The sequence below is a fragment of the Glutamicibacter sp. NPDC087583 genome (assembly GCF_044743685.1).
Classification (GTDB): domain Bacteria; phylum Actinomycetota; class Actinomycetes; order Actinomycetales; family Micrococcaceae; genus Glutamicibacter.
The window spans coordinates 655,625-678,380 of record NZ_JBIUWY010000001.1; the positions used below are offsets into that span (position 1 = coordinate 655,625).

Below are 22,756 nucleotides of genomic sequence, written 5' to 3' on the forward strand. Positions count from 1 at the left end.
ATAAGCCCCATAGTTGCGACGCAGCCAATGCAGGCAGCGGACCACCCGGCCATCCGTCGGCTGTCGGAGAGTTTGGGGCGTCAGGCTGAACCTGGAAATTGGGGCGCTGGTGAATGCCAGGTAGTCGTCAAGAACCCGGCCGGAGAGCTGCTTGGCTGGGCTCGAGCCCATTGGTGGGAGCCTGCTGATCCGTTGGCGCCAGCTGGCTATTACCTTGCCGGGATCGAGGTTGCCTGCGGATACCGGCAACGGGGCGTGGCACGAAGCCTAACCGAGGCCAGGCTGTCATGGATTGCGCAGCGCGCTTCGACCGCATGGTGCGTGGTCAACGCGCAGAATACTGCGTCTTTGGCGCTTCATCGTGCCCTGGGATTCGAAGAAGTAGCCCGGGCTCCACGGTTCGGTACTGTGGTTTTTAACGGCGGCAGTGGCCTGCTGTTGTCCAAGGAAGTGGTGTCTTCGCGCGGCCCCGCGAAAGCACAGGTTTAAACGAGCAGGAAACAAGGAGAAATGATTCCACAAGAAGACCGGGACGAGACCCCCGGTGCCCAGCGTAAAGTCCCGCGGATGGGAGCAACCCGCACGCCGTTGCACCTGGTTTTCCAGGCTTGCGTCGGTGTCATCATCGGCATTGGAGTGGTGTCCCTGCTTTCTGGCCTCGCCCCAGCGCAGGTTGCCTTGACCGGAGTTGTCATTGCCATATTGGTGTGGATCGTTGAACAGGGCTTCCGCCTGCCAGAACCGAATACCAAGCAGGGAGCACGTGTCCGCATGGTACTTCGACTGATTTCCTTGATTGGTTTCACCATCGCGGTGAGCCCGCTGCTGTCCTTGATCGAGGGCTGACAGCCTGCAACCCAGGCTAGTCCCGGACGTTCACACGTCTGGGACTATTTTTTGCGCTGACCGGTTTCCGGGCAGAATAAAAGATCGGCCAGGTTCTCCCCGTGAAGGGAGAACCTGGCCGATCCTCTAGCTGTGCCTTGGCGTCTAGTCGGTGCCTGCGTCGAATGCAGCAGACTCGATAGCGCGGTCGGTCGCCAGGTCATCGCTATCAACCTGGGTTGCGTTCACGATGTCATCAGCTCCGCCAGCTTCCAGCGAGCCGACGAGTTCAGCGGTGGTGCCGCCGACCAGGCCCATGTTGGCGTACTGCTCCAGGCGGCCGCGGGAGTCCGCGATATCCAGGTTGCGCATGGTCAGCTGGCCGATGCGGTCCACTGGGCCGAAAGCGGCGTCGCCTACGCGCTCCATCGAAAGCTTGTCCGGGTGGTAGCTCAGGTTCTCGCCCTCGGTGTTCACGATCGTGTAGTCGTCGCCACGGCGCAAGCGGATGGTGACGGTACCGGTGATGGCCGAGCCGACCCAGCGCTGCAGCGATTCGCGCAGCATCAGGGCCTGCGGGTCCAGCCAGCGGCCTTCGTACATCAGACGGCCCAAGCGGCGGCCTTCGTTGTGGTAGCTGGCCACGGTGTCTTCGTTGTGGATCGCGTTCACGAGGCGTTCGTAGGCGATGTACAGCAGCGCCATTGCTGGTGCTTCGTAGATGCCACGGGACTTGGCCTCGATGATGCGGTTCTCGATCTGGTCGCTCATGCCCAGACCATGGCGTCCGCCGATGATATTAGCTTCGTTGACCAGAGCCACCGGATCGGTGAACTCCTTGCCATTGATGGCTACCGGGCGGCCAGCGACGAAGGAAACCGAGACATCTTCGGTCTTGATCTCTACGTTCTCGTCCCAGTACTTCACGCCCATGATCGGCTCAACAGACTCGATGGAGCTGTTCAGCAGTTCCAGGGTCTTCGCCTCGTGGGTTGCGCCCCAGATGTTGGCATCGGTTGAGTAGGCCTTTTCGGCCGAATCGCGGTAAGGGAAACCGTGCTCCTGCAGCCATTCGGACATTTCCTGGCGGCCACCAAGCTCTGCAACGAAGTTGGGGTCGAGCCATGGCTTGTAGATGCGCAGCTTAGGGTTGGCCATCAAGCCGTAGCGGTAGAAGCGCTCGATGTCGTTGCCCTTGTAGGTCGAACCGTCGCCCCAGACATCCACGCCATCTTCGCGCATTGCGCGGACCAGCAGGGTGCCGGTGACGGCGCGGCCCAGCGGGGTGGTGTTGAAGTAGGTCTTGCCGCCAGTGCGGATGTGGAAAGCGCCGCAGGCGAGTGCTGCGAAGCCTTCTTCAACCAGAGCAGGCTTGCAATCAACCAGGCGGGAGTTCTCTGCACCGTACTCCAGTGCACGGCCAGGTACAGCGTCGATATCTGGCTCGTCGTACTGGCCGAGGTCGCCAGTGTAGGTGTAAGGGATGGCGCCCTTGTCGCGCATCCAGGCTACTGCCACCGAGGTGTCGAGGCCACCGGAGAACGCGATACCTACGCGCTCGCCTACAGGGAGATTGGTAAGAACTTTAGACATGTTTCCATCCTAATGGATAAATATGCAATGCAGTGAATTGTGCTGTGAAATGTTGAGCACAACTACCTACCGGATAGCCTATGGGTATAACGTCGCTCAGTGAAGCGGATGAACAAACCAACAGATGAGGTGTCCATGGAATTCCGTCAGCTAGGCCGCAGCGGCCTGAGTGTTTCCGTCGTCGGGCTGGGCTGCAACAATCTTGGCCGCGCAGGTACTGCGACCGAATCCCAAGAAGGAACCGACGCGGTTATCCATGCGGCGCTTGATGCGGGTATTACGCTCTTCGATGTCGCGGATGTCTATGGAAAGGAACCAGGGCTTTCCGAAATCCGTCTGGGCAAAGCGCTAGGGCAAGCACGCAATGACATCGTGCTGGCCACCAAATTCGGCATGGATATGCAGGGCGCAAATGGTCCGGACTTCAATGCACGTGGTTCGCGCCGTTATATCGTCAAAGCCGTCGAAGCGTCGCTCAAGCGGCTCGGTACCGACTACATCGACCTGTATCAGTTCCATACCCCAGATGCGAACACTCCCATCGAAGAAACCTTGCGGGCTATGGATGAGCTAGTCACCAGCGGCAAGGTTCGCTACATCGGTCATTCCAACCGTGCCGGCTGGCAAATCGCCCAGGCGGAGTACGTGGCCCGTGAATTGGGAACCGAGCGATTCGTCTCGGCACAGAATCACTACAACCTGATTGACCGCCGTGCAGAACTGGAAGTGCTTCCAGCGGCTCGTGAATTCGATCTGGGCGTCTTGCCCTACTTCCCGCTGGCAAACGGCCTGCTGACCGGGAAATACTCCAAGGGGCATGCCCCAGAAGGCAGTCGCCTGACTCACGCTCGTCAGCATCTCGTGGAAACCAGCGATTTCGAGCAGTTGGATCAATTCGATGCGTTTGCCGCCGAACGGGATCTGACGCCGATCGAATTGGCGTTTTCGTGGCTGGCAGCGCAGTCGCCGGTGGCCTCAGTGATTGCCGGTGCCACCCGTCCCGAGCAGATTCGAGCCAACGCTGCAGCGGTGCGTTGGGTTCCGAGCGCTGCGGAACGGGTCCAGATGGATGAGCTCTTCCCGACCCCGCAGAAGGTTGCATTGTTCTAAACGAACCAATTAGAAAGCACGAAAGGCTGAACCCATCCGGGTTCAGCCTTTCGTGCTTTAAAAGAGCTGGGAAACTACTCTGCGGCGGTGATATAGGCGACGATGTCGTCACCTTCAATTGCCGCCGCGTAGCGTGGCAGAGCCGCGATAGCTGGACCTTCGTCCACGGTACCGTCAGCGGGTGCGAATCGTGAGCCATGGCAGGCGCAGTAGAAATCTTCCTTGCTGGACTTCGGGCTCACGGCACAACCCTGGTGGGTGCAGACGTTCGAGTAGGCCAAAACTGTCTTCTCATCCTTGCGGAAGAGCAAAACGCCTACTTCTTTTCCGGAAGGATCCTTGGCTGGAGCGAGTGCACGCGATCCGATGGCAAGGTCCTTGGCCTTCATGAGCGCCTGTCCTTCTCCGGTTGGTTCAGGGATCGGCAATGCCTCGGGGGTGTCGGCTTCAGAATGTCCATCACCGCAGGCGGTGAGCAGTGCGGCGGAACCAAGTGCTGCCGAGGCGCACATGAACGTACGACGGGCTGGTCGGGCGATGTCAGTCATGCACCCATTCTGGCAGAGATCTCTGTGCCGGCGCTAAGAGCAAAGCGTCCGCGTCAGGAGGATGCGGCATGCGGTGAGTTTGATCGGCGGGGGAGCGGTCTGCATGCGTTCGCCAGGCGGTATCGAATACTATGAATATTTATGCAGTGTTTTCGAAGTCCCGAGAGTATCCATAGCGCCGGGTGCTCCCTCGGCATGGCTCTGAATCCCGCACTTTGGAGAGGTTAGTAATCCAGGTGGGGCATTTCGAGTGGTGTAATTGGGGCATGCCCGCCCGTCTCCCAGTGGGGAATAGAACGGCCAGAACTAGATATTTTTTACCCCGGTTTTCCGCACTTATGTGCGCACCGTTACACGCATCTGCAAGGTAGTCCCGTGATTGATACAGGCGATGGGCTGATTCAACATCGTGCCCCCTGCCGGCCGATCGGTGATTGGGTTGCCCCGCTGCCTTGCGGCGGAAGATTCGAATATCTTTGCATTCATGCTAATATTTGTATGTAGTTAGTTGAAGCTACTAATTTCGGAGAGAGCTTTCGCTGTTTTCCCGTGCGGCATTTTATCGCCGACTGAGTTACTCCACGCAGTAATCGCGTGTTGAGTTCCGGGCAGCAGTCCTCCGATGGAAGGCAGGCGGCATTCGCCAACGCGAGTACCGCGCCTGAACTGACCCGAAGCGCCATTGCGCGCCAATATGGCTAGCCGCAAGTGCGATGCAGGCAAACCATGGGTCCGGATTCACGTTGTGAAGCCAAAAGCGCCAGGTTCTGGAGCGAATCCACGAGCTGGTGCTCCCCGTGACTAGGGATGAACGATACGAATGAGAAACGAACGAAACTTGAGTGTTGGGAAGTGGTTCATGGGCCCAGGGGCTTGTGCGCGTCAGCTGAAATTTACCCCTTGCGATGACATCTCGCAGGAAGACGTGCAGGATAAGTCGCCGGTTGAGCATTTAGCTCCCGGCGCGAATCTCATCACTGTCTATTAGAGGGAGGTGGCGCGTGAATAACGAAATAGTGCAGTTCAGCGCCCTAACTGTTGTCTTGCTATTGGTGTTCTTCTATGGAGGAACCTTCTATATTTCCACCCGAATCGGGAAGAAGAAAGAAAACGCCGATGACTACATGACGGCGGGAAATAAAATTGGATTCGGCATTTCCGCTGCAAGCATGACCGCTACCTGGATCTGGGCCTCATCGATGTATGCCTCGGCCACGTCCGGGTACACCTACGGAATCTCCGGCCCGATCCACTATGGGCTCTGGGGTGCGTTGATGATTCTGTTCATCTACCCATTCGGCAAGCGGATACGCAAGGTCGCGCCACGCGCGCACACGCTCGCAGAGGTCATGCACGCACGCCATGGGCGCTCCAGCCAGCTGATGCTCGCCGGGTCGAATATCGTTGGTTCGGTCATCTCCTTGATGTCCAACTTCATTGCCGGTGGCGTATTGATTTCGATGCTTTCGCCCTTCAACTTCATCCAAGGCGTGCTGGCCGTTGCCGGCGGCGTTCTGCTCTACACGCTGTGGTCCGGATTCCGTGCCTCGGTATTGACCGACTTTGTCCAGGTCGTTGCCATGCTCGGCGCTGTAGCAATTATTGTCCCAGTAATCTTCTTTGCCTCAGGGTTCCCGGCCGCATTCGAAACCGGTGCGAGCAACTTGACCCCGCAGCAGTCCAATTTCTTCTCTTCTGAAGCATTCTTGGGCCAGGGCGCACCATACATTGCCGCTGTTCTGGCCTACGCAATTGGCAACCAGACCATTGCCCAGCGTCTCTTCGCAGTACGCGAGGACCTGATCAAGCCAACTTTCATCACTGCAACCATCGGCTACGGCGCGATGGTCATTGGCGTGGGCATGCTCGGCGTGCTCGCCCTGTACATTGGGTTCGAGCCATCCGGTGGCGACATGAACAACCTCATCCCTGAGATGGCAGCCAGCTACCTGCCAGGTGTACTGCTGGCGCTGTTCTTCATCATGATCATTGGTGCACTGTCGTCAACTGCTGACTCGGACTTGGCAGCTTTGTCCTCGATCATGATGGCCGACGTGTACGGACAGAACGTCGCAGGCAAGGACAAGGCTGATCCGAAGAAGATGCTTCTCATTGGCCGTGCGACCATGGTCGTTGCCACCGCGTTGGCAGTCGCTTTCGCGAGCATGCAACTGAACATCCTGGACCTGCTGGTCTTCGTAGGAGCTCTTTGGGGCGCGCTGGTCTTCCCGGTTTTGGCCAGCTTCTACTGGAAGAAGGTCACGAACAAGGCTTTCACCGTTTCAGTACTGGTTGCTCTGGCGATCTTCATCCCGGTTCGCTTCGAGCTGATCCCTATCAATGGCGTCACCGGCTTGCTGATCGAGTTGCTGTCGGTGATTGGCATTGGCGTGGTCTTGGCATTGATGAGCTTCGGGTTCTTCGGTCTGCGCGTAGCCAAAATTGTTGGGGTCGTCGCGATGCTGGCCAGCGCACCATTCGTCTTCGGATTCTTGCGCGACTACACGACCTTGAGCGCCTCGCTGGTTGCCTACTCGGTAAGTACCATCGTCTGCTACCTCATGTCATTCAGATCCAAGATGGAATTCGACTTCGATGTCATCGCAGTACGCACCGGTGACTTCGACGCAGTACCTGCAAAGACCGGGGCTGCAGAAGCCGGACACGACGCAAAGAGCCTGGGAGGCAAATAATGACGACGTTTTTCCTGAGCCTGTACGTACTGGTATGGCCAGTTATAGTGGCCGGAGTACTGTTCTTCATCAGCAGGGGATTTATCCAGGAATGGCTGGAAGCCCGCCGCAATGGTGAAGACATCATCTAAGTAACTGGGCATGCGAAGCCCAGCTCCATGGAGCGCAGGAACCCCGTACAGCAACATTTTCCAGCTGTACGGGGTTCCCGCATCTTAACGGGGCAGCAAGAAGCCGGGACCAGCTTTCCTCATGGGGGGCGGGTTCCAACGGTCGTTGCAACACCTGAACAATCAGGAGTTGCAACGACCGTGCCTCATTTAACCTGCACTTCAGTACCTACCACCCCTCGACTAGCGTCAAGAGCAAGGCTAAGCGAAGTCGAGAAGCGACGATTCAAGGAAGTCCTCGACCGAACCCAACGCGTCAAAGACGCAGCCCAAGCCATTGGTATTCCCCTGCCAACCGCTTATCTACTCGCTAAGAAATACGGCTGGGCATCATCTCGAACTGGTCCGTCTGCGACACTTGGCAAGCCCAAAACGCGATACACCCAAGAACAGAAAGAAACTTTCTTCAACGCTTTCGACAAGCACCAAAACGTCAGTAAAGCAGCACGCGAAGTCAACATCCCCATCCACACCTGCTATCAATGGGCGGTCAAAACGGGGTTGAAAATCCCTCAAACACGTGCGGGCAAGCGCGAGGAGTTCTTACGCCTACGCGTCGAAGGTATGAGCCTTCGGGATGCCGCCAATCAGGTGGGCGTCCATGCGGAAACCGGCCGAGAGTGGGACCATGGCATCCGCAAGTGCGGAAACAAACGGATCTATCCTGACGGTCGGGTGGTGGACTATAACAGTGGAATGACTACCTATACCACTGAGGCAGGCCGGCGACAGAGTACAGCGAATCCGAGCATACTGGCGTTGGACAAGCTGATTGATCCACGATTCTTATCCATGACTGAACGTGAAGAAATCTATGCGCTCACCATCGCTGGACATTCCATTCGTCAGATCGCAATCAAGCTCCACCGATCACCGTCCACGATCAGCAGGGAACTGCGACGAAACCGCACTGCTCAAGATGATTACTATCCTTACGCAGCGCACCGGCAGGCCGTGACACGCCGGGCACGGTCTAAGACAGCGAAGCTTGCTTGCCCTGGCCCGTTACGTGATTACGTGACTTACGGTTTAAGTCTAAGGTGGTCACCGGGACAAATCTGTTCCCGAATGAGGACTGATCACCCCGAGGATTTGGAGATGCGAGTGACTCACGAAACGGTGTATCAAGCGATCTATCTGCAGGCTCGCGGTGGGTTGAAACGAGAAGTTGCCCAAGCATTGCGTTCAGGCCGGGCCCGACGTAAGCCGCAGAAGAAGGTTGACGAGCGCCGTCCGCGTTTCCGTGACCCGATGATCAACTTCAGTGAGCGGCCTGCCGAAGTTGAAGATCGTGCCGTGCCAGGTCATTGGGAGGGCGACTTGATCATGGGTGCAGGGAATCAAACAGCGATTGGTACGTTGGTGGAACGCGCCACGAGGTTCGTGATGCTAGTGCATTTGCCAGAGGACCATACGGCAGAGACCGTGCGTGATGGCTTGATCAAGACGATGGCGTCGTTGCCTGAGGCGTTGCGTGGTTCATTGACCTGGGATCAAGGAATTGAAATGGCGTTGCACAAGTCGTTTAGCGAGGCAACGGATATGGATGTGTATTTCTGTGATCCGCACAGTCCTTGGCAACGTGGATCGAACGAGAACACTAACGGGTTGTTGCGTCAGTTCTTTCCGAAAGGTGCTGATTTGAGCATGTATGGTCCGGAGGATTTGGAGCAGGTGGCTGTGATGCTTAATGGGCGGCCACGCAAAACGCTCGACTGGAAGACTCCAGCCGAGCGTATGCATGAATTACTATCGGAAGCCTAGACCGTTGGTGTTGCAACGACCGTTAGAACCCGCCGGGAAGCGGTCCCGGCTTTTCGCATGGTTCCAGCACTCAGGGAGAAGCACCGGAACCATGAACGGCCTGGAAGGTACTAGCCGTTGAACTTCTTCCCGTTGACACGTTCGGAGGCGCCAACCTGGTCCAGGTACGGGGTGATGCCACCGAGGTGCATTGGCCAGCCGGCACCGGTGATCATGCACAGATCGACGTCGGCCGCTTCGGCAACGACGCCCTCATCCAGCAGCAGCCCGATTTCCTCGGCCAGCGCATCTTGAACACGAGCCAGGATCTGTTCCTTGCTCGAGTGCTGATCGCCGAAGGCCATCAGCTTTTCAGCCTCGGGATTCAGCACCTGGTTGCCAGCCTCATCCTTGACCCAGAGGGCAGTGATCTTCGCGTCGATCAGTTTCTGCAGATTCTCCGAGACGGCAAATCGTTCGCCGAAAGCGGCGTTCAGCGACTCGTTGACATGCTGCGCGACCGGCAGACCTACCATCGCCAACAAGGTCAACGGGCTCATTGGCAGGCCCATGGGGGTCAGTGCCGAGTCAGCTGTCTTCGCGTCGGTGCCCTCGTCGAAAGCGGCCTGGACTTCACTCATCAGGCGAAGCAGTACGCGGTTGACCACGAATGCGGCAGAATCCTTGGTTTTCACCGTGGTCTTCTTCAGCTTCTTGCCCAGCACGAATGCAGTGGACAGCGAGGAATCGTTGGTCCACTCCGTAGCAGCAATTTCCAGCAGTGGCATCACGGCTACCGGGTTGAAGAAGTGGAAACCGACCAGGCGCTCTGGATACGACAAGTCGCGGCCCATCTCGGTGACAGAGAGCGAGGAAGTGTTGGTGGCCAGGATGCACTCGGGGGAGACCACCGCTTCAACCTCTGCGAAAACCTGCTTCTTCACATTCAGCTCTTCGAAGACGGCCTCGATGACGAAGTCGGCATCCGCGAACGCCTTCTTGGTGACCGATCCGGTAACCAGAGCCTTGGTGCGGTTGACCGCATCCTGGCTCATGCGGCCCTTGGCGCGCAGCTTGTCGATCTCGCCATGGATGTAGGCAAGGCCCTTGTCCACGCGCGATTGATCCAGATCGGTGATAACCACCGGAACGTTCAGGCGGCGGGCGAACAGCAGGGCCAGCTGGCCAGCCATCAACCCTGCGCCAACGACACCCACTTTGGTGACGGGGCGCGCGAGCTTGGGATCCGGTGCGCCGGCGGGGCGCTTGCCGCGCTTCTGGACCAGGTCCAGGAAGGCGTACACGGTGTTCTGGAACTGCGGGGTGCTCATCAGGCCAGTCAGCGCTTCGACTTCAAGGACTGCTGATTCCTGCTGCGAGATGGCCAGGCCCTTGCGGAAGACCTCAAGCACCTTGTACGGTGCCGGGGCCGCGCCGGACAGCTTCGCATCGACGAACTTTTCGGCAGCGTCGGCCGCATCCAGCCAGCGGCGAGCAACCTCGGGATCGGTTGGATCGACCGCATTGGGGCGCTTGACCTCTGTGGTTCCGGAGATGACACCGTCAGCGAAGGCAATGGAGTGCTCGATGAAGTCAGCTGGTTCGAACAGGGCGTCGGCCACCCCCATCTTGGCAGCTGCCGGACCGGAGAGGGTGCGGTTGCTGTTCAGCGGGTTCTCGATCATGACCTTCAGCGCGTTCTCGGGGCCGACTAGGCGGGGCAGGCGGTATACGCCGGCCCAACCCGGAATCAGGCCGAGGAAACCTTCTGGCAGGCCCAAAGCGCCCGCGGCGGTGCTGACCGTGCGGTAGTTGCAAGCCAGCGCGATTTCCAAGCCGCCGCCGAGCGCCAGGCCGTTGATGAAAGCGAAGGTCGGAACGCCCAAATCGGCAAGCAGCTCATAGGTGTAGTGGCCCAGCGAAGCCATGGCGGTTGCTTGATCCGGTGCGCTCAGGCGGGTGACGGCCGACAGGTCGGCACCGGCAATCAGGAAGTACGGCTTGCCGGTGATCGCCAGGGCATCGATCTCGCCATTCTTGGCGCGTTCTGCTTGGACTTCCAGCGCGGCGCGCAGTTCCAGCAGGCCATTGGGCCCGAGGGTGGTCGGCTTCTTGTGGTCCAGGCCGTTATCCAGGGTCAGCAGTGCCAGTGTCTTGCCGGTTGGCAAGGCCACGTCCTTCACGAAGGTGTGGGTGACGGTCTCATCGTGCATCAGCTGCGCGACAGCCTGGAAATCTTTGCTCATTGCAGTCATTGTCTCTTCCTTATGCCTTGCTGCCGAAGTCCGCGTGGTTTGGGTTCTCCCAGATCACTGTGCCGCCCATGCCCAAGCCGATGCACATGGTGGTGATGCCATAGCGCACCGAATGGTCTTCGGAGAACTGGCGGGCCAGCTGGGACATCAGGCGCACGCCGGAAGAGGCCAGCGGGTGGCCCACGGCGATGGCACCGCCGTACCGGTTCACGCGCTCATCGTCCTGGTCGATTCCGTAGTAGTCGAGGAAGGACAGCACTTGCACGGCGAAAGCCTCGTTGATTTCGAACAGGCCGATGTCGTTGATGCCAAGGCCGGCCTTGGCCAGGGCCTTTTCGGTGGCCGGCACCGGCCCGTAGCCCATCACGTCCGGGTCCACGCCGGCGAAGGCGAAGGAGACCATGCGCATCTTCGGTTCCAGGCCCAGTTCGCGCACTGCCTCGCCGCTGGCCAGCAGGGCGGCGGTGGCTCCGTCGTTCAAGCCTGCTGCGTTGCCTGCGGTCACGCGTCCGTGGGCGCGGAAGGGGGTGCGCAGTTCGGCCAGCGATTCCATGGTGGTGCCTGGCCGTGGCGGCTCGTCAACCGAGTTCACGGCCCAGCCTTCGCCCGGCCGCTTGGCTGCCACGGGGATCAGATCGGCCTGGATCTGCTGGTTCTCGTAGGCCTTGGCCAGCTTGGCCTGCGATGCGACAGCATAGCGGTCGGCGCGTTCCTTGGTGATCGCAGGGAAGCGGTCGTGCAGGTTCTCCGCGGTATTGCCCATGTTCAATGCTTGCGGGTCGACGATGCGCTCGGAGAGGAAGCGCGGGTTCGGGTCCGCTCCGGCGCCCATGGGGTGGTTGCCCATGTGCTCCACGCCGCCGGCGACCACTACGTCGTAGGCGCCGAAAGCGATGCCGCCGGCGGTCGCGGTGACGGCGGTCATCGCTCCGGCGCACATGCGGTCGATGGCGAAGCCCGGAACGGACTTGGGGATGCCGGAGAGCAGGCCCACGGTGCGGCCCAAGGTCAAGCCCTGGTCGCCGGACTGCGTAGTTGCGGCCATGGAGATCTCGTCGATCTTCTCGGCAGGAACTTCCGGGTTGCGTTCCAGCAGGCCGCGTACGGCTTTGACGGCAAGGTCATCGGCGCGGGTACCGTGGTAGATCCCCTTCTCGCCGGCTTTGCCAAATGGGGTGCGTACCCCGTCGATGAAGACGACATCGCGGTCGTCGAGCGAAGGGCGCGCATTGTTGCGCACGGTCGAAGCGTTGGCACTCACCGTCGGGCTCCTTGGGGTTAGTTCATGCTGCCCGTGAAGACCGGGCAGTGGCCAGCATCACTGTGACCTGAACCATACGTTACTCAGTAGTAACTTGAAGTGCAAGTGCAGCACCTCGCAAATCCGGGAACCCGCGGTGAATCCTTCTTGGAAACCGCCTAGGCCTGCTTCAACGCGATGGCCAGCTTGTCCGCAAGAAGTCCACGCTGCCACTGGCGGGCACCGAGATTTTCCAGCATGTCCGCTACGCTTGCCTCGCTGATGCGAGCCGGCGCATTCCAGCACAATTCACGCAGGTACTTCGGGGTCAAGAGATTCTCGCCGGGAATATTCCAGTGCTCGCTCACCTCATTGACGACCAGCTTGGCCGCGTCCAGCCGGTTCGCCGCGGCCGGGTTCTTTTCGGCCCATGAACGAGGGTGCGGCAAGTCCGGCTTGGGGGCGCGCAGGTCGGGCAGGTCCCTGGTGCTATTGCCGCGCTTGATCGCGTCGACCCAGCGTGCGGCATCGCGTTTGGCATTGCGCGTGTGGAACCCGGGGATCTGCAAGAGCGCTGGAACGCTGGTGGCGCGCTGATCCACAGCGGCCATGATGGCGCGGTCGGGAATGAGCCGACCCGGGGCAACGTCGCGGCTCTGCGCCAGGGCTTCGCGGGAAAGCCACAGTTCGCGAGCTACCGCCAGGTTGCGTCGGCTCTTGAGCTTATGGATGCCGGACAATTTGCGCCACGGCACCTGTGCCGGGGAAGGGTCAGGCAGATTGCGTTCGTACTCGAATTCCTGGAAGGCGAAATCCAGCTTGCCCTGCTCTTCCAGCACCGCGGTGATGGCCTGGCGCAGCTCTTCGAGAACTTCCACATCCAGTGCGGCGTAGTTCAGCCACGATTCAGGCAACGGGCGGGTGGACCAGTCCACTGCCGAATGTTCTTTGGCCAACTGCAGCTCGAGCAATTCGCCCACCATGGTACCCAGCGAGACGCGGGGGAATCCCGCAAGACGGCCAGCCATCTCGGTATCGAACAGCGAGGTAGGGGACATGCCCAATTCGTGCAGGCACGGCAAATCCTGGGTGGCCGCATGCAGGATCCAGGGCTGCTCGTTGACGAACTCGCGCAACGGGGACAGATCGTCCAGGGTTTCCGGGTCGATCAGCCAAGTACCCGCACCTTCTCGGCGAATCTGCAGCAAGAAGGCGCGCTGGCCGTAGCGGAACCCGCTGGCTCTTTCGGTATCCACGGCCAGATCGCCGGTGCCGGCTTCCAGTGCGCGCACTGCACGGCGCAAGGCAGGTGCGGTGTCGATGACTTCGGGGATCCCGTCGCGCGGCGCACTTAGTGGCGTCAGAACGGGTGCGGCGGCCTCGTTGGCAGTGGTGGATGATGCGGGAGCGGAAGAGTCAGAATTCGGCATGGTGCTTCCATTCTAGGACTATTCGGCTCCATCGCATTGATAATCGCTAGCTCAGGCGGCGATGAGGCAGCTGCTGCACGCCTTCGGGCAGGGGAGGCAGGCCGGCGAAAGTGCAAACCATATCGGCCCACGCGCTCAGATGCGTTCCCAGATGGTCAGAGTCCGGGGACCAGGAAGCACGCAGCTCGATATCGATATGGTCTTGTTCCCCGGCGAGATTGCCGAAGGATTCGGAAATTACCCGAGTCGCAGTACCGCCAGCGGAATGGTATGCGGCGTCGCGATCGCGCAGGGCTTCTTCGAGCCATGACCACGCGACGGAAGCCAGCATGGAATCCTGGCCCATTTCATGATCCAGACGGGCCCGAATGTAGGTGACGATGCGGAACTGGCCATTCCACAGTTCTTGGCCTGCGGGGTCGAAGAGGAGGATGAAGCGTCCGGTGGCCAGCTGCTCGGCTGGTTGGAGGAACGGGGTGCGGCCAATCTCCTGGCCCTGGGGGCCGTGTCCGGGAGCAACCACATCCATCACGTCGCCACTGAGTGCCAGCGCGAACGGCGCCAGCCTGCCAGGGGCCGGAATTTCGGTGAATTTCAGTTCCTTGCGCACCTTGGCATGCGACAACTCTTCAAGGGCCGTGGCAAAGGCCTTCGGAATGGCGGAAGCAGGGCGATCATTGGTCACAATTTGAGTCTAAGCGCGCCGTACCCGAGCATGGGTACGGCGCGCCGACCGCGGGTTCATGCTAAGCGGCGGCGTAGGCGCCAAGCAGCTCGTGCAGCTTGGCAATGAACGCTGCAACATCTTCCTCGGTGGTGTCGAACGAGCACATCCAGCGCACTTGGCCGGCCGCGCGATCCCAGTCGTAGAAGCGGAAGTGCTCGCGCAGCTGGTCGCTGACCTCGGTAGGCAGCTGGGCGAAGACGCCGTTGGCCTGAGTCGGGTAGACCAGCTGGACTCCGTCAATTTCCTCAACTGCCTGCGAGAGCTTGGCGGCCATGGCGTTGGAGTGGCTTGCCAATTCGCGCCACAGATCGGTGCCGTAGAGCTCGATCAGCTGTGCGGAGATGAAGCGCATTTTCGAACCCAGCTGCATGTTCATCTTGCGCAGGTACTTCAGGTCCTGGGCCAGTTCGCTGCGCAGGGTCAAAATGCCCTCACCGAGCAGGATGCCGTTCTTGGTACCGCCGAGGGAAACAATGTCCACGCCGACGTCAGTGGTCAGCGCGCGCAACGGCACGCCCAGGGAGGCCGCGGCGTTGGACAGGCGCGAGCCATCCAGATGCACTTTCATGCCCAGCTCGTGCGCGTGGTCGGTGATGGCCTTGATTTCCCCAGGGGTGTACAGGGTGCCCAGCTCGGTGGCCTGGGTGATCGACACGGCCAGCGGCTGCGCGCGGTGCTCGTCGCCCCAGCCCCATGCTTCCTGGTCGATCAGCTCTGGAGTCAGTTTGCCGTCGGGAGTGTCAACCTGCAGCAGCTTGAAGCCGCCGATACGCTCCGGCGCACCGTTCTCATCCACATTGATATGTGCAGAAGATGCGCAGATGACAGCGCCCCAGCGTGGAAGCAAGGACTGCAAGGCGATGACATTGGCGCCGGTGCCGTTGAAAACCGGGAAGATCTGGGCTTCCGGGCCAAAGGCATTGCGGGCGACGTTGCCTAGTTCCTCGGTGTACTGGTCCTCACCGTAGGAGATCTGGTGGCCGCCGTTGGCGCGGGCAATCGCATCCATGATGCGCGGGTGCACGCCAGAATAGTTATCCGAAGCGAATCCGCGAATCGAAGCGTCGTGGGTAAAAGTCATGCTGTGGAGGTCCTTAGTAGTTCAAGGGGTGAAGTCGAAAGCTATGCCAGTGCAGCGCCCAGAGGTGTGCAGCGGCCAGTAATCAGGCCTTGGGCAATGCAACCCGGGTGCCATTGAGCTCGCGGGCATCCTGGCCAAGCAAAGCCACTGCGGCCTGGGCAAGAAACTGCACCGGGGTCTGCCCGGAAGGCGTTTCTTCGGGAGACTTGTCGCTCAATGCCTTGACGACCCAACTCACCGCGGCGGCATTTTCTGCCTGCTTGGCGAACAGGCGGGCGATGGCATTGACCCAGTGTTCCGCTGCGGCCTTGACCGCACCGTAGTTGGCATTGGACGGGGTCGGATTCAGCACTGCCTCCGCACTGACTATCGCCAAGCGGCCTGCGGGGGAGGCGACCAGATCATCGACGAAGGCGCGGGAGGTGTTGCGCAGAGTGGTCAGCACGCTGCTGTGCAAGAAATCCCAGTCCTCGTCGCTTTGGCCGGTGATCGACTTACCGCCACGCCAGCCACCTACCAGATGGATCAGCGCATCGATGCTGCCGTGCTCTTCATGAATCCGCAGCGCCAATTGCTTGACCGCTGCGAAGTCGCCCAGATCGCATTCATAGCGGGCATGAACGAACGGGAGGCGTTCGTCGAGGCGCTCTTGGTTGCTTCCCACTGCAAGCACACGCGCTCCGGCATCAACCAGCGCGGTGGCGCTGGCAATGCCGGAGGCGGAAGTAGCACCGGCAAGGAGCACTAGTCTGGATGTCTCGTTCAAGGAGATTCTTTCTTTGCTCACATTTTCTAGCCTAGAGGAAAGGCTAGATTTTCGTTGCCCCGGTCATGCCCTTGGTCGATTCGATGACGGTGGCCATTTTCTTATTCAGAGCTTCGTAGAACATCGACAGCGGGAATTCATCGTCCATGACCTGGTCGGTGATTTCACGTAGTGGTGCGGTCAGCGGCAGGGCATCCGGACCCTTGGCCCAGACCGACGCGGGGTTCGGGGTGACGGTGGCCGAAACCAGTTCGTAGGCAGCAAGCCAGTGGGCCAGCTTCGGACGGTCGATGGACTTCCAATACAGTTCGTCGATCGCATCCCCCAAGGCTGCAACCACCTCGGGTACCTGATCCCAATCGATGCTCAGCTTGGTGTCGGTCCAGTGCAGCACATGGTGCTGGTGCATCCATGCGAACAGCAACTGGCCACCGAGACCGTCGTAGTTGCGTACGCGCGAACCGGTGATGGCGAAGCGGAAGATGCGGTCGAAGATCACCGCGTATTGCACCAGCTTGGCCATCTTGGCGCTCTTCTGATCCGAAGCCGGGTTGGCGGCGATCTTCATGCATTCGCGGAACGCGGTCAAATCGCAACGCAGTTCTTCGAGCGAGTAAAGGAAGAACGGCATGCGCTGCTTGATCATGAACGGGTCGAATGGCAGATCGCCACGCATGTGGGTGCGGTCGTGAATCAGGTCCCACATGATGAAGGTTTCTTCGGTCAGGTGCTGGTCCTTGAGCAGCTCTGCGGCGTCATCGGGCAGTTCGAGGTTGGTGATGCGTGTAGCTTCCTGCAGGACCTTGCGGAAGCGTACAGCCTCACGATCCTGGAAGATCGCGCCCCAAGTGAATGACGGAGTCTGCCGAATGGCGACCGACTCCGGGAAGAGCACCGCGGAATTGGTGTTGTAGCCTTCGGTGAAGTCGATGAAGCGCAGCGGCACGAACAGGGCGTTGGCGTAGTCCTTGCTCTCCAGGTCGGCAATGAACTCAGGCCACATGACCTGCACCAGCACGGCTTCGAGGTGGCGGTTGGTTGAACCGTTTTGGGTGTACATCGGGAAAAGCACCAGATGCAGCAGGCCGTCAATGCGCTGGGCCTGGGGCTGGAACTGCATCAGCGAATCGAGGAAGTCGGGAACGCCGAAGCCTGCATCTGCCCACTGGCGCAGGTCCGTGACCAGCTGCTCAAGATACTCTGCGTCGTGCTCGAAGTGCACGCGCAAGGACTGCACCGACTCGATGATGGAATCAACAAGCTTGGCAGCCTGTGGTGCAGATGCGCTGTCGGCCAAGGAACCGTCCTGTGCCTGGAGGCCCTGGAACTCGGTGGCGGCAGACTTCAGCGTCAGCCAAGCTTCCGAGTTTGCGATCTGCAGTACTTCTGCGTCGGTGGCCGGTACTGGCTTGGAGGAAATCTGAGTCATTTCATACACCTTCTTTTCATGTTTGGGGCAGCGCTCAAGTGCTTACCTTGAACGCTACGCTCAAACAACAGAAAAGGTGATGCTAAGTCATCAGTGAATAAGCAACTCTTGCTCTAAGTGTGATCCATGCCTTGCCACCGACAAAGGCATTAGCCCTGAGCAGGACGCAGGGTCAAGCTCAAAGAGTTCATGCAGTAACGCAGATCGGTTGGGGTTTGGAAACCTTCACCCTCGAAAACGTGGCCCATATGCGAATCGCAATTGGCGCAACGCACCTCAACACGCTTCATGCCCATGGACTCGTCGCTGATATAGCGCACCCGATCTTCGGCCAACGGCGCGAAGAAGGAAGGCCAGCCGCAACCGGCATCGAACTTCGTAGTGCTGGCGAACAGTTCCGAACCGCAGGCTCGGCAGGAGTACACGCCCTCGGTAGTGGTATCCCAGTATTCGCCGGTAAATGGACGCTCGGTCCCTGATTGGCGCAATACGCGGAATTCCTCGGAAGAGAGGATCTGCTGCCACTGCACATCGCTGCGCGCGGCTGCTTCGTCTGCTGGCTGTGCTGATTGGTTTACCGATTCATCATTCATGCAATATAAAACGCTTGAGCAGGCTAGATGATTCCCGGGCCAGGTCATGGAAAGATGAAAACATGGCTCGGAACATCGTAGATACCATGCAACCCCGCAGCGCAGTGCCTGCAACCCTGATTGGGGTTGGGCTGGGACTGGGCGCCGGTTCCCTTGTGGCCGCCAGCGTATCAGCGCTCGCCGGTTACTTCGCCCGACGTGTAGTGACCCCGGAAGAACGCCGCACCGGCAACAGCATCATCCGGGAGGTCGTCACCGATGCCGAGGGCAAACTCTGGTTGCATTTCAACAAGGACGCCGATACCAGCGAACCTGGTCCGTGCAGCTTCCTCACCGAATTCGACTCCTGCGCGCTGCGGCTTTCCGCGCCGGAAGCCGTTCCGGGCAAATCCCGCCTGGTTGCGCGCAAAATCGAGAAGATCTATCACGGCACCCTCCAGGGAGTACGCCGCGGCAACCTATCCGGGGCAATTTACGAGCACCCCGCGGACCTGGGCTTTGACGCAGAAGACGTAGTCGTGCCCCTGGATGGCGGCGACGGTCCAGCCTGGCTGGTGCGTGGCTCCACGAACGAAGATGTCTGGGTGATTGGCGTGCACGGCCGAGGCGCCCGACGTAATGAGACCATTCGGGCGCTGCCTGCCTTGAGCGAACTCGGGGTTACGACCTTGCTGATGAGCTACCGCAATGACGGTTTGGCTCCGAGCGCCCCGGATGGCCGCTACGGTCTGGGCGATACCGAATGGCATGACGTGGAATCGGGTATCCAATTCGCACTGGACCGCGGAGCGAAACAGATCATCTTGCTGGGCTGGTCCATGGGAGGTGCCATCAGCCTGCAGACCGCCGATCGGAGCAAGCTGGCCCACCATATTGACTCGCTCATGCTGGTCGGCCCGGTAATCAATTGGGTAGATGTGCTTTCGCACCAGGCCCGGGCCAATAAGATCCCGCAATCGGTGGGCCTGTTCGGCCAGTGGCTGCTGTCCAATAAGGCAGGGCGCTGGGTCACCGGCCAAGCGGCCCCGGTCAATCTGCGCCGGTTGAATTGGGTGGACCGCGCGGACGAATTGAAATTCCCGACGCTGATAATGCACAGCCGTGATGACGAGTTCGTCCCTAATGGCCCGAGCTTGAAACTGGCGGCGCTGCGCCCGGATTTGGTCACGCTCAAGACCTTTGCCAAGGCAGGGCACACGCGTGAGCCGAATGTGGATCCACAGGGTTTTGCCCGGGCGATCACCGACTTCTTGAGCAAGCGCATGCCGCTGCCTCAAGTCCAATAGCCCAAGGCGGCAAAGGGCCCTGCCCGCGAGAACGATCAACAGATCTCGATCCCGCAGGCAGGGCCCTTTTTTGGCCAAGCGCTGTCTAGCCGGAGGCGATTGGCGCCCAAATGGCTCCGGTCGCCTTCGCGGCATCTCGCGGAGCGATCTCCAGGCTGAAACCGCGGCGCCCGCCAGAAATGAATACCGTCTCGAACTGCTGCGCACTGGAGTCAATGACGGTAGCGGTTTTCTGGCGCTGCCCGAACGGGGAAATCCCGCCCAGGACATAGCCGCTGCGTCGCTGGGCGGCAGCCTTGTCAGCCATCTGCGCCTTCTTCTTGCCCAACGCGGTGCCAATCGCCTTCAGATCCAGCTTCGCATTCACTGGCACCACTGCGACGGCCAGATCCTGGGCGGCGTTGGCCCCGGTGGAGACCATCAGGGTCTTGAAGACCCGGTCGCCACTGGCACCCAATTGCTCGGCTGCTTCGGCGCCGTAGCTTTCGGCCAAGTCGCTATGCGCATAGCTGTGCGCTACATAGTTGATACCTGCCGCATCCAGCGCGGCGGTCGCCGGGGTGGAGGCGGCCTGCTTCTTCTTGCCCACGTGCTTGGGGATCCTTAACTACTGCTTATTGGCTTCTAGCTGCGTTCGATGCAAAACCTACACAGGCAGCTGCTCTGAAATCTGGCGCTTAATGCGGCCGAGCATGGCGGTCATGCCGCGCATGCGCAACGGCGACAGCGCACGGGTCAGACCCAGCTGCTGGGGCATGTCATCGGGAACGGCGAGAATCGCTGCGGCCTCCGCGCCGTCCAGGCCGGCAGCCAGCACCGAGGCGAAGCCGCGGGTGGTTGGAGCCTCCGGGGGAGCGGAGAAGAACAGTCCCACCAGGTTATTCGCTTCGGCCGAGACCTCGACGGCCAAGAACAGCGGCGACTGGCATTCGACAACCTGCTCGAATAGTTCAGGATGATCAGCCAGGCGTGCTGGAAGCTCGGGCAGCTCGCGCGAGTACTCCAGCAGCAGTTCCAAGCGGTCGGCCTCGGGCACCTCGGTGAACTCCTCGACGATTTCGTTCAGTGCATCGGGGAGCTGGCTCATGCGCGGGCTCCGCGCTGCGCAGGCATCTCGCCGGCGGCTTCGCCGCGAACGATGGGCACGCCAACCGCGTTGCCCCACTCGGTCCATGAACCGTCGTAGTTGCGCACGGTTTCGAAGCCCAGCAGGTGCTTGAGCACGAACCAGGTATGGCTCGAACGTTCACCGATGCGGCAGTAGGCCACCACATCGTCGCCCGGCTTCAGGCCGGCGCCGTCGAGGTAGATAGCTTCCAATTCTCCGCGCGAGCGGAAGGTGCCGTCCTCGGCCGCAGCCTTGGCCCATGGCACCGATGCGGCGGTTGGAATGTGCCCGCCGCGCAGGGCGCCTTCTTCCGGGTAATTCGGCATGTGGGTACGTTCGCCGGTGTATTCCTCGGCCGAACGCACGTCGATCAGCGGGTTGCCCAGGTGCTTCAGGACCTCCGGAAGGAAAGCGCGGATCTCGGAGTCGACGCGCTCGACCACCGGGTATTCGGTGGCGGTCACGGCCGGCTTCTCGGTGCTCAGCTCGCGGCCTTCAGCGATCCACTTGTCGCGGCCGCCGTCCATCAGGCGGACATCTTCGTGGCCGAAAAGTGTGAAGACCCACAGCGCGTAGGCGGCCCACCAGTTGGACTTGTCCCCGTAGATGACCACGGTCGACTCGCGGGTGATGCCCTTGGCGGCCATCAGCTGTGCGAAGCCTTCGCCGTCGACGTAGTCGCGCGTGACTTCGTCATTCAGCTCCGTGTGCCAGTCAATCTTCAGCGCGCCTGGCACGTGGCCAGTGGAATACAGCAAGATGTCCTCATCCGATTCCAGTACTACGAGATTCTCGGCTCCGAGGTTGTCTGCCACCCACTGGGTGGAAACCAGTCGTTCTGGGTGAGCATAGGCAGCATATTTCTCGTTGGATTCGACGGGCAACGACATTCCTAATCACGATCCTTGCGGGTGTCAGTTTTTGCCACGCTGGAAACAGCGGGCACGGGCATTACTTCTAGCCTAGTCCTCATCCATTGCGAACCCAGTGTGCTCTACGACATTTTCGGCAATGATTCGCCGCGTTCAAGGTAAACTGGCCGATGGGAAAGCCACGGCTTCCCGACCATTTCCTGAGCAATCAACTGAAGGACTCCCACAGCCAATGGCGACGATCACCCACCTGAGCGAGACCAAGCCGAATCTTTCAATCGAAGAACTGCTGGCCGGATTCCACCCGTCCTACCGCTTTGGTGAAGTGTCCTTCAATACCTATCGCCCGGATCCTAACCAGCCTTCGCAGACCGAAGCCGTCAATAAGCTCAAGGCTTTCGCAGAAACCGTGGGCAAGAACAGCTCCGGTTCGTTCTTCTCCAAGCTTTTCGGCAAGAAGAAGGAAACCAAGAACGGCATCTACCTCGATGGCGGCTTCGGCGTAGGCAAGACCCACCTGCTCGCCTCCCTGTGGCATGCAGCCCCGGGCCGCAAGGCCTTCGGCACCTTCGTTGAGTACACCAACCTGGTTGGCGCGCTGTCCTTCCGCCAGACCGTTGAAGTGCTCAGCCAATACTCGCTGGTCTGCATCGACGAGTTCGAACTGGATGATCCGGGGGACACCGTGCTGATGTCCCGGTTGATGCGCGAGCTGTCCGATGGTGGCGTGAAGCTGGCGGCAACCTCCAACACCCTGCCTGGTGCGCTGGGCGAGGGGCGCTTCGCGGCAGTGGATTTCCAGCGTGAAATCAAGACCCTGTCAGAGCAGTTCGACGTGCACCGCGTCGAAGGCGAAGACTTCCGCCACCGTGGCCTGCCCGATGCCCCCGAGCCCTTGGAAGATGAGAGCATCAAGGCATTCGCCCTGGATCGCTACCCGGACAAGACCTTGGCCGATGACAACTTCGACGATCTGGTGGCTCACCTTTCGAAGGTTCACCCGTCGCGTTACCGCCAGTTGCTTTCCGAGACTGATGTGCTGGTTCTGCACAATGTGGATACCATCACCGATCAGGCCATCGCCCTGCGTTTCGTGGTTCTTGCTGACCGCCTGTACGACAAGGACGTGCCAATCGTTGCCTCAGGCAAGCCATTCAGCGAACTGTTCACCCCGGAAATGATGTCCGGCGGCTACCAGAAAAAGTACTTCCGCGCCGTCTCGCGCCTGACCGCTTTGGCTCGTGAAGGCCAAGTTGGAGAACCAGCGCTCTAAGCCGGAAACACCGG

21 protein-coding genes are annotated in these 22,756 nt (G+C 60.0%); 8 read left to right on the forward strand and 13 right to left on the reverse strand.

Annotated features, from left to right (window positions below; genetic code table 11):
* Positions 1-27: 27 nt before the first annotated feature.
* Both ACIOU9_RS03115 and ACIOU9_RS03120 read left to right on the forward strand, forming a co-directional pair.
* The gene (locus ACIOU9_RS03115; protein ID WP_286172232.1) at positions 28-489 is read left to right on the forward strand and encodes a GNAT family N-acetyltransferase; all 462 of its coding nucleotides are present in this window, start codon (positions 28-30) and stop codon (positions 487-489) included.
* A gap of 21 nt (positions 490-510) precedes the next feature.
* Positions 511-846 carry a hypothetical protein gene (locus ACIOU9_RS03120; protein WP_105656743.1) on the forward strand — a complete coding sequence of 112 codons (336 nt, stop codon included), beginning with the start codon at positions 511-513 and terminating at the stop codon, positions 844-846.
* 144 nt (positions 847-990) lie between these two features.
* Here ACIOU9_RS03120 and argG read toward each other — a convergent pair whose 3' ends face one another.
* The gene (gene argG, locus ACIOU9_RS03125; protein WP_105661468.1) at positions 991-2,418 is read right to left on the reverse strand and encodes an argininosuccinate synthase; all 1,428 of its coding nucleotides are present in this window, start codon (positions 2,416-2,418) and stop codon (positions 991-993) included.
* A 135-nt stretch (positions 2,419-2,553) separates the two neighbouring features.
* Between argG and ACIOU9_RS03130 the strand changes: the two genes are divergently transcribed.
* Positions 2,554-3,528: an aldo/keto reductase gene (locus ACIOU9_RS03130; RefSeq protein WP_133834303.1), complete on the forward strand. Its 975-nt coding sequence runs from the start codon at positions 2,554-2,556 to the stop codon at positions 3,526-3,528.
* A gap of 74 nt (positions 3,529-3,602) precedes the next feature.
* On the opposite strand, the gene ACIOU9_RS03135 is transcribed toward ACIOU9_RS03130, so the two are convergent.
* Complete coding sequence (locus tag ACIOU9_RS03135) at positions 3,603-4,076, reverse strand: Rieske (2Fe-2S) protein (protein ID WP_133834257.1); 474 nt, start codon at positions 4,074-4,076, stop codon at positions 3,603-3,605.
* A gap of 1,001 nt (positions 4,077-5,077) precedes the next feature.
* Here ACIOU9_RS03135 and ACIOU9_RS03140 point away from each other — a divergent pair.
* The 3 genes from ACIOU9_RS03140 to ACIOU9_RS03150 all read left to right on the forward strand — a co-directional run bounded on the left by ACIOU9_RS03140 (position 5,078) and on the right by ACIOU9_RS03150 (position 8,703).
* Positions 5,078-6,769 carry a sodium:solute symporter family protein gene (locus ACIOU9_RS03140; protein WP_402696006.1) on the forward strand — a complete coding sequence of 564 codons (1,692 nt, stop codon included), beginning with the start codon at positions 5,078-5,080 and terminating at the stop codon, positions 6,767-6,769.
* Positions 6,769-6,900, forward strand: a complete 132-nt coding sequence (locus ACIOU9_RS03145; RefSeq protein WP_219844114.1) for a putative transporter small subunit — start codon at positions 6,769-6,771, stop codon at positions 6,898-6,900. The genes ACIOU9_RS03140 and ACIOU9_RS03145 overlap by 1 nt, the downstream gene beginning before the upstream one ends.
* A 603-nt stretch (positions 6,901-7,503) precedes the next feature.
* Positions 7,504-8,703: an IS30 family transposase gene (locus ACIOU9_RS03150; protein ID WP_402696315.1), complete on the forward strand. Its 1,200-nt coding sequence runs from the start codon at positions 7,504-7,506 to the stop codon at positions 8,701-8,703.
* A 110-nt stretch (positions 8,704-8,813) separates the two neighbouring features.
* On the opposite strand, the gene ACIOU9_RS03155 is transcribed toward ACIOU9_RS03150, so the two are convergent.
* The 8 genes from ACIOU9_RS03155 to msrB form a co-directional block, all read right to left on the reverse strand.
* Positions 8,814-10,937 (reverse strand): 3-hydroxyacyl-CoA dehydrogenase NAD-binding domain-containing protein, encoded by a 2,124-nt coding sequence (locus tag ACIOU9_RS03155; protein WP_402696007.1) that lies wholly within the window; start codon positions 10,935-10,937, stop codon positions 8,814-8,816.
* 10 nt (positions 10,938-10,947) lie between these two features.
* Positions 10,948-12,198, reverse strand: coding sequence for a thiolase family protein (locus ACIOU9_RS03160; protein WP_388022393.1), 1,251 nt, complete (start codon positions 12,196-12,198; stop codon positions 10,948-10,950).
* Between the two features lie 158 nt (positions 12,199-12,356).
* On the reverse strand, positions 12,357-13,607 hold the full coding sequence (locus ACIOU9_RS03165) for an HRDC domain-containing protein (protein WP_332486048.1): 1,251 nt from the start codon (positions 13,605-13,607) through the stop codon (positions 12,357-12,359).
* A gap of 46 nt (positions 13,608-13,653) precedes the next feature.
* Positions 13,654-14,292, reverse strand: a complete 639-nt coding sequence (locus ACIOU9_RS03170) for a DUF3000 domain-containing protein (protein WP_105656736.1) — start codon at positions 14,290-14,292, stop codon at positions 13,654-13,656.
* Positions 14,293-14,353: 61 nt separating this feature from the next.
* Entirely contained in the window at positions 14,354-15,415 is a 1,062-nt protein-coding gene (locus ACIOU9_RS03175) for a low specificity L-threonine aldolase (protein WP_332503008.1), read from the reverse strand.
* An 82-nt stretch (positions 15,416-15,497) separates the two neighbouring features.
* Positions 15,498-16,202, reverse strand: coding sequence for an SDR family oxidoreductase (locus ACIOU9_RS03180; protein ID WP_332486052.1), 705 nt, complete (start codon positions 16,200-16,202; stop codon positions 15,498-15,500).
* A 22-nt stretch (positions 16,203-16,224) separates the two neighbouring features.
* Positions 16,225-17,610 (reverse strand): DUF6421 family protein, encoded by a 1,386-nt coding sequence (locus ACIOU9_RS03185; RefSeq protein WP_332486054.1) that lies wholly within the window; start codon positions 17,608-17,610, stop codon positions 16,225-16,227.
* A 149-nt stretch (positions 17,611-17,759) separates the two neighbouring features.
* Positions 17,760-18,203 (reverse strand): peptide-methionine (R)-S-oxide reductase MsrB, encoded by a 444-nt coding sequence (gene msrB / locus ACIOU9_RS03190; protein ID WP_402696010.1) that lies wholly within the window; start codon positions 18,201-18,203, stop codon positions 17,760-17,762.
* 62 nt (positions 18,204-18,265) lie between these two features.
* Here msrB and ACIOU9_RS03195 point away from each other — a divergent pair, with 62 nt between their 5' ends.
* Positions 18,266-19,489: an alpha/beta fold hydrolase gene (locus ACIOU9_RS03195; protein ID WP_332503005.1), complete on the forward strand. Its 1,224-nt coding sequence runs from the start codon at positions 18,266-18,268 to the stop codon at positions 19,487-19,489.
* 85 nt (positions 19,490-19,574) lie between these two features.
* Here the strand turns inward: ACIOU9_RS03195 and ybaK are convergent, their stop codons facing one another.
* The 3 genes from ybaK to ACIOU9_RS03210 are packed head-to-tail and all read right to left on the reverse strand — an operon-like array spanning position 19,575 to position 21,487.
* Entirely contained in the window at positions 19,575-20,078 is a 504-nt protein-coding gene (gene ybaK, locus ACIOU9_RS03200; RefSeq protein WP_332486060.1) for a Cys-tRNA(Pro) deacylase, read from the reverse strand.
* Between the two features lie 57 nt (positions 20,079-20,135).
* The gene (locus tag ACIOU9_RS03205; RefSeq protein WP_402696013.1) at positions 20,136-20,576 is read right to left on the reverse strand and encodes a SufE family protein; all 441 of its coding nucleotides are present in this window, start codon (positions 20,574-20,576) and stop codon (positions 20,136-20,138) included.
* The gene (locus ACIOU9_RS03210; protein ID WP_332486062.1) at positions 20,573-21,487 is read right to left on the reverse strand and encodes a sulfurtransferase; all 915 of its coding nucleotides are present in this window, start codon (positions 21,485-21,487) and stop codon (positions 20,573-20,575) included. Before ACIOU9_RS03210 ends, ACIOU9_RS03205 begins: the two co-directional genes overlap by 4 nt.
* A 214-nt stretch (positions 21,488-21,701) precedes the next feature.
* Here ACIOU9_RS03210 and zapE point away from each other — a divergent pair, with 214 nt between their 5' ends.
* Positions 21,702-22,742, forward strand: a complete 1,041-nt coding sequence (gene zapE / locus ACIOU9_RS03215; RefSeq protein ID WP_332486064.1) for a cell division protein ZapE — start codon at positions 21,702-21,704, stop codon at positions 22,740-22,742.
* Positions 22,743-22,756: the final 14 nt, after the last annotated feature.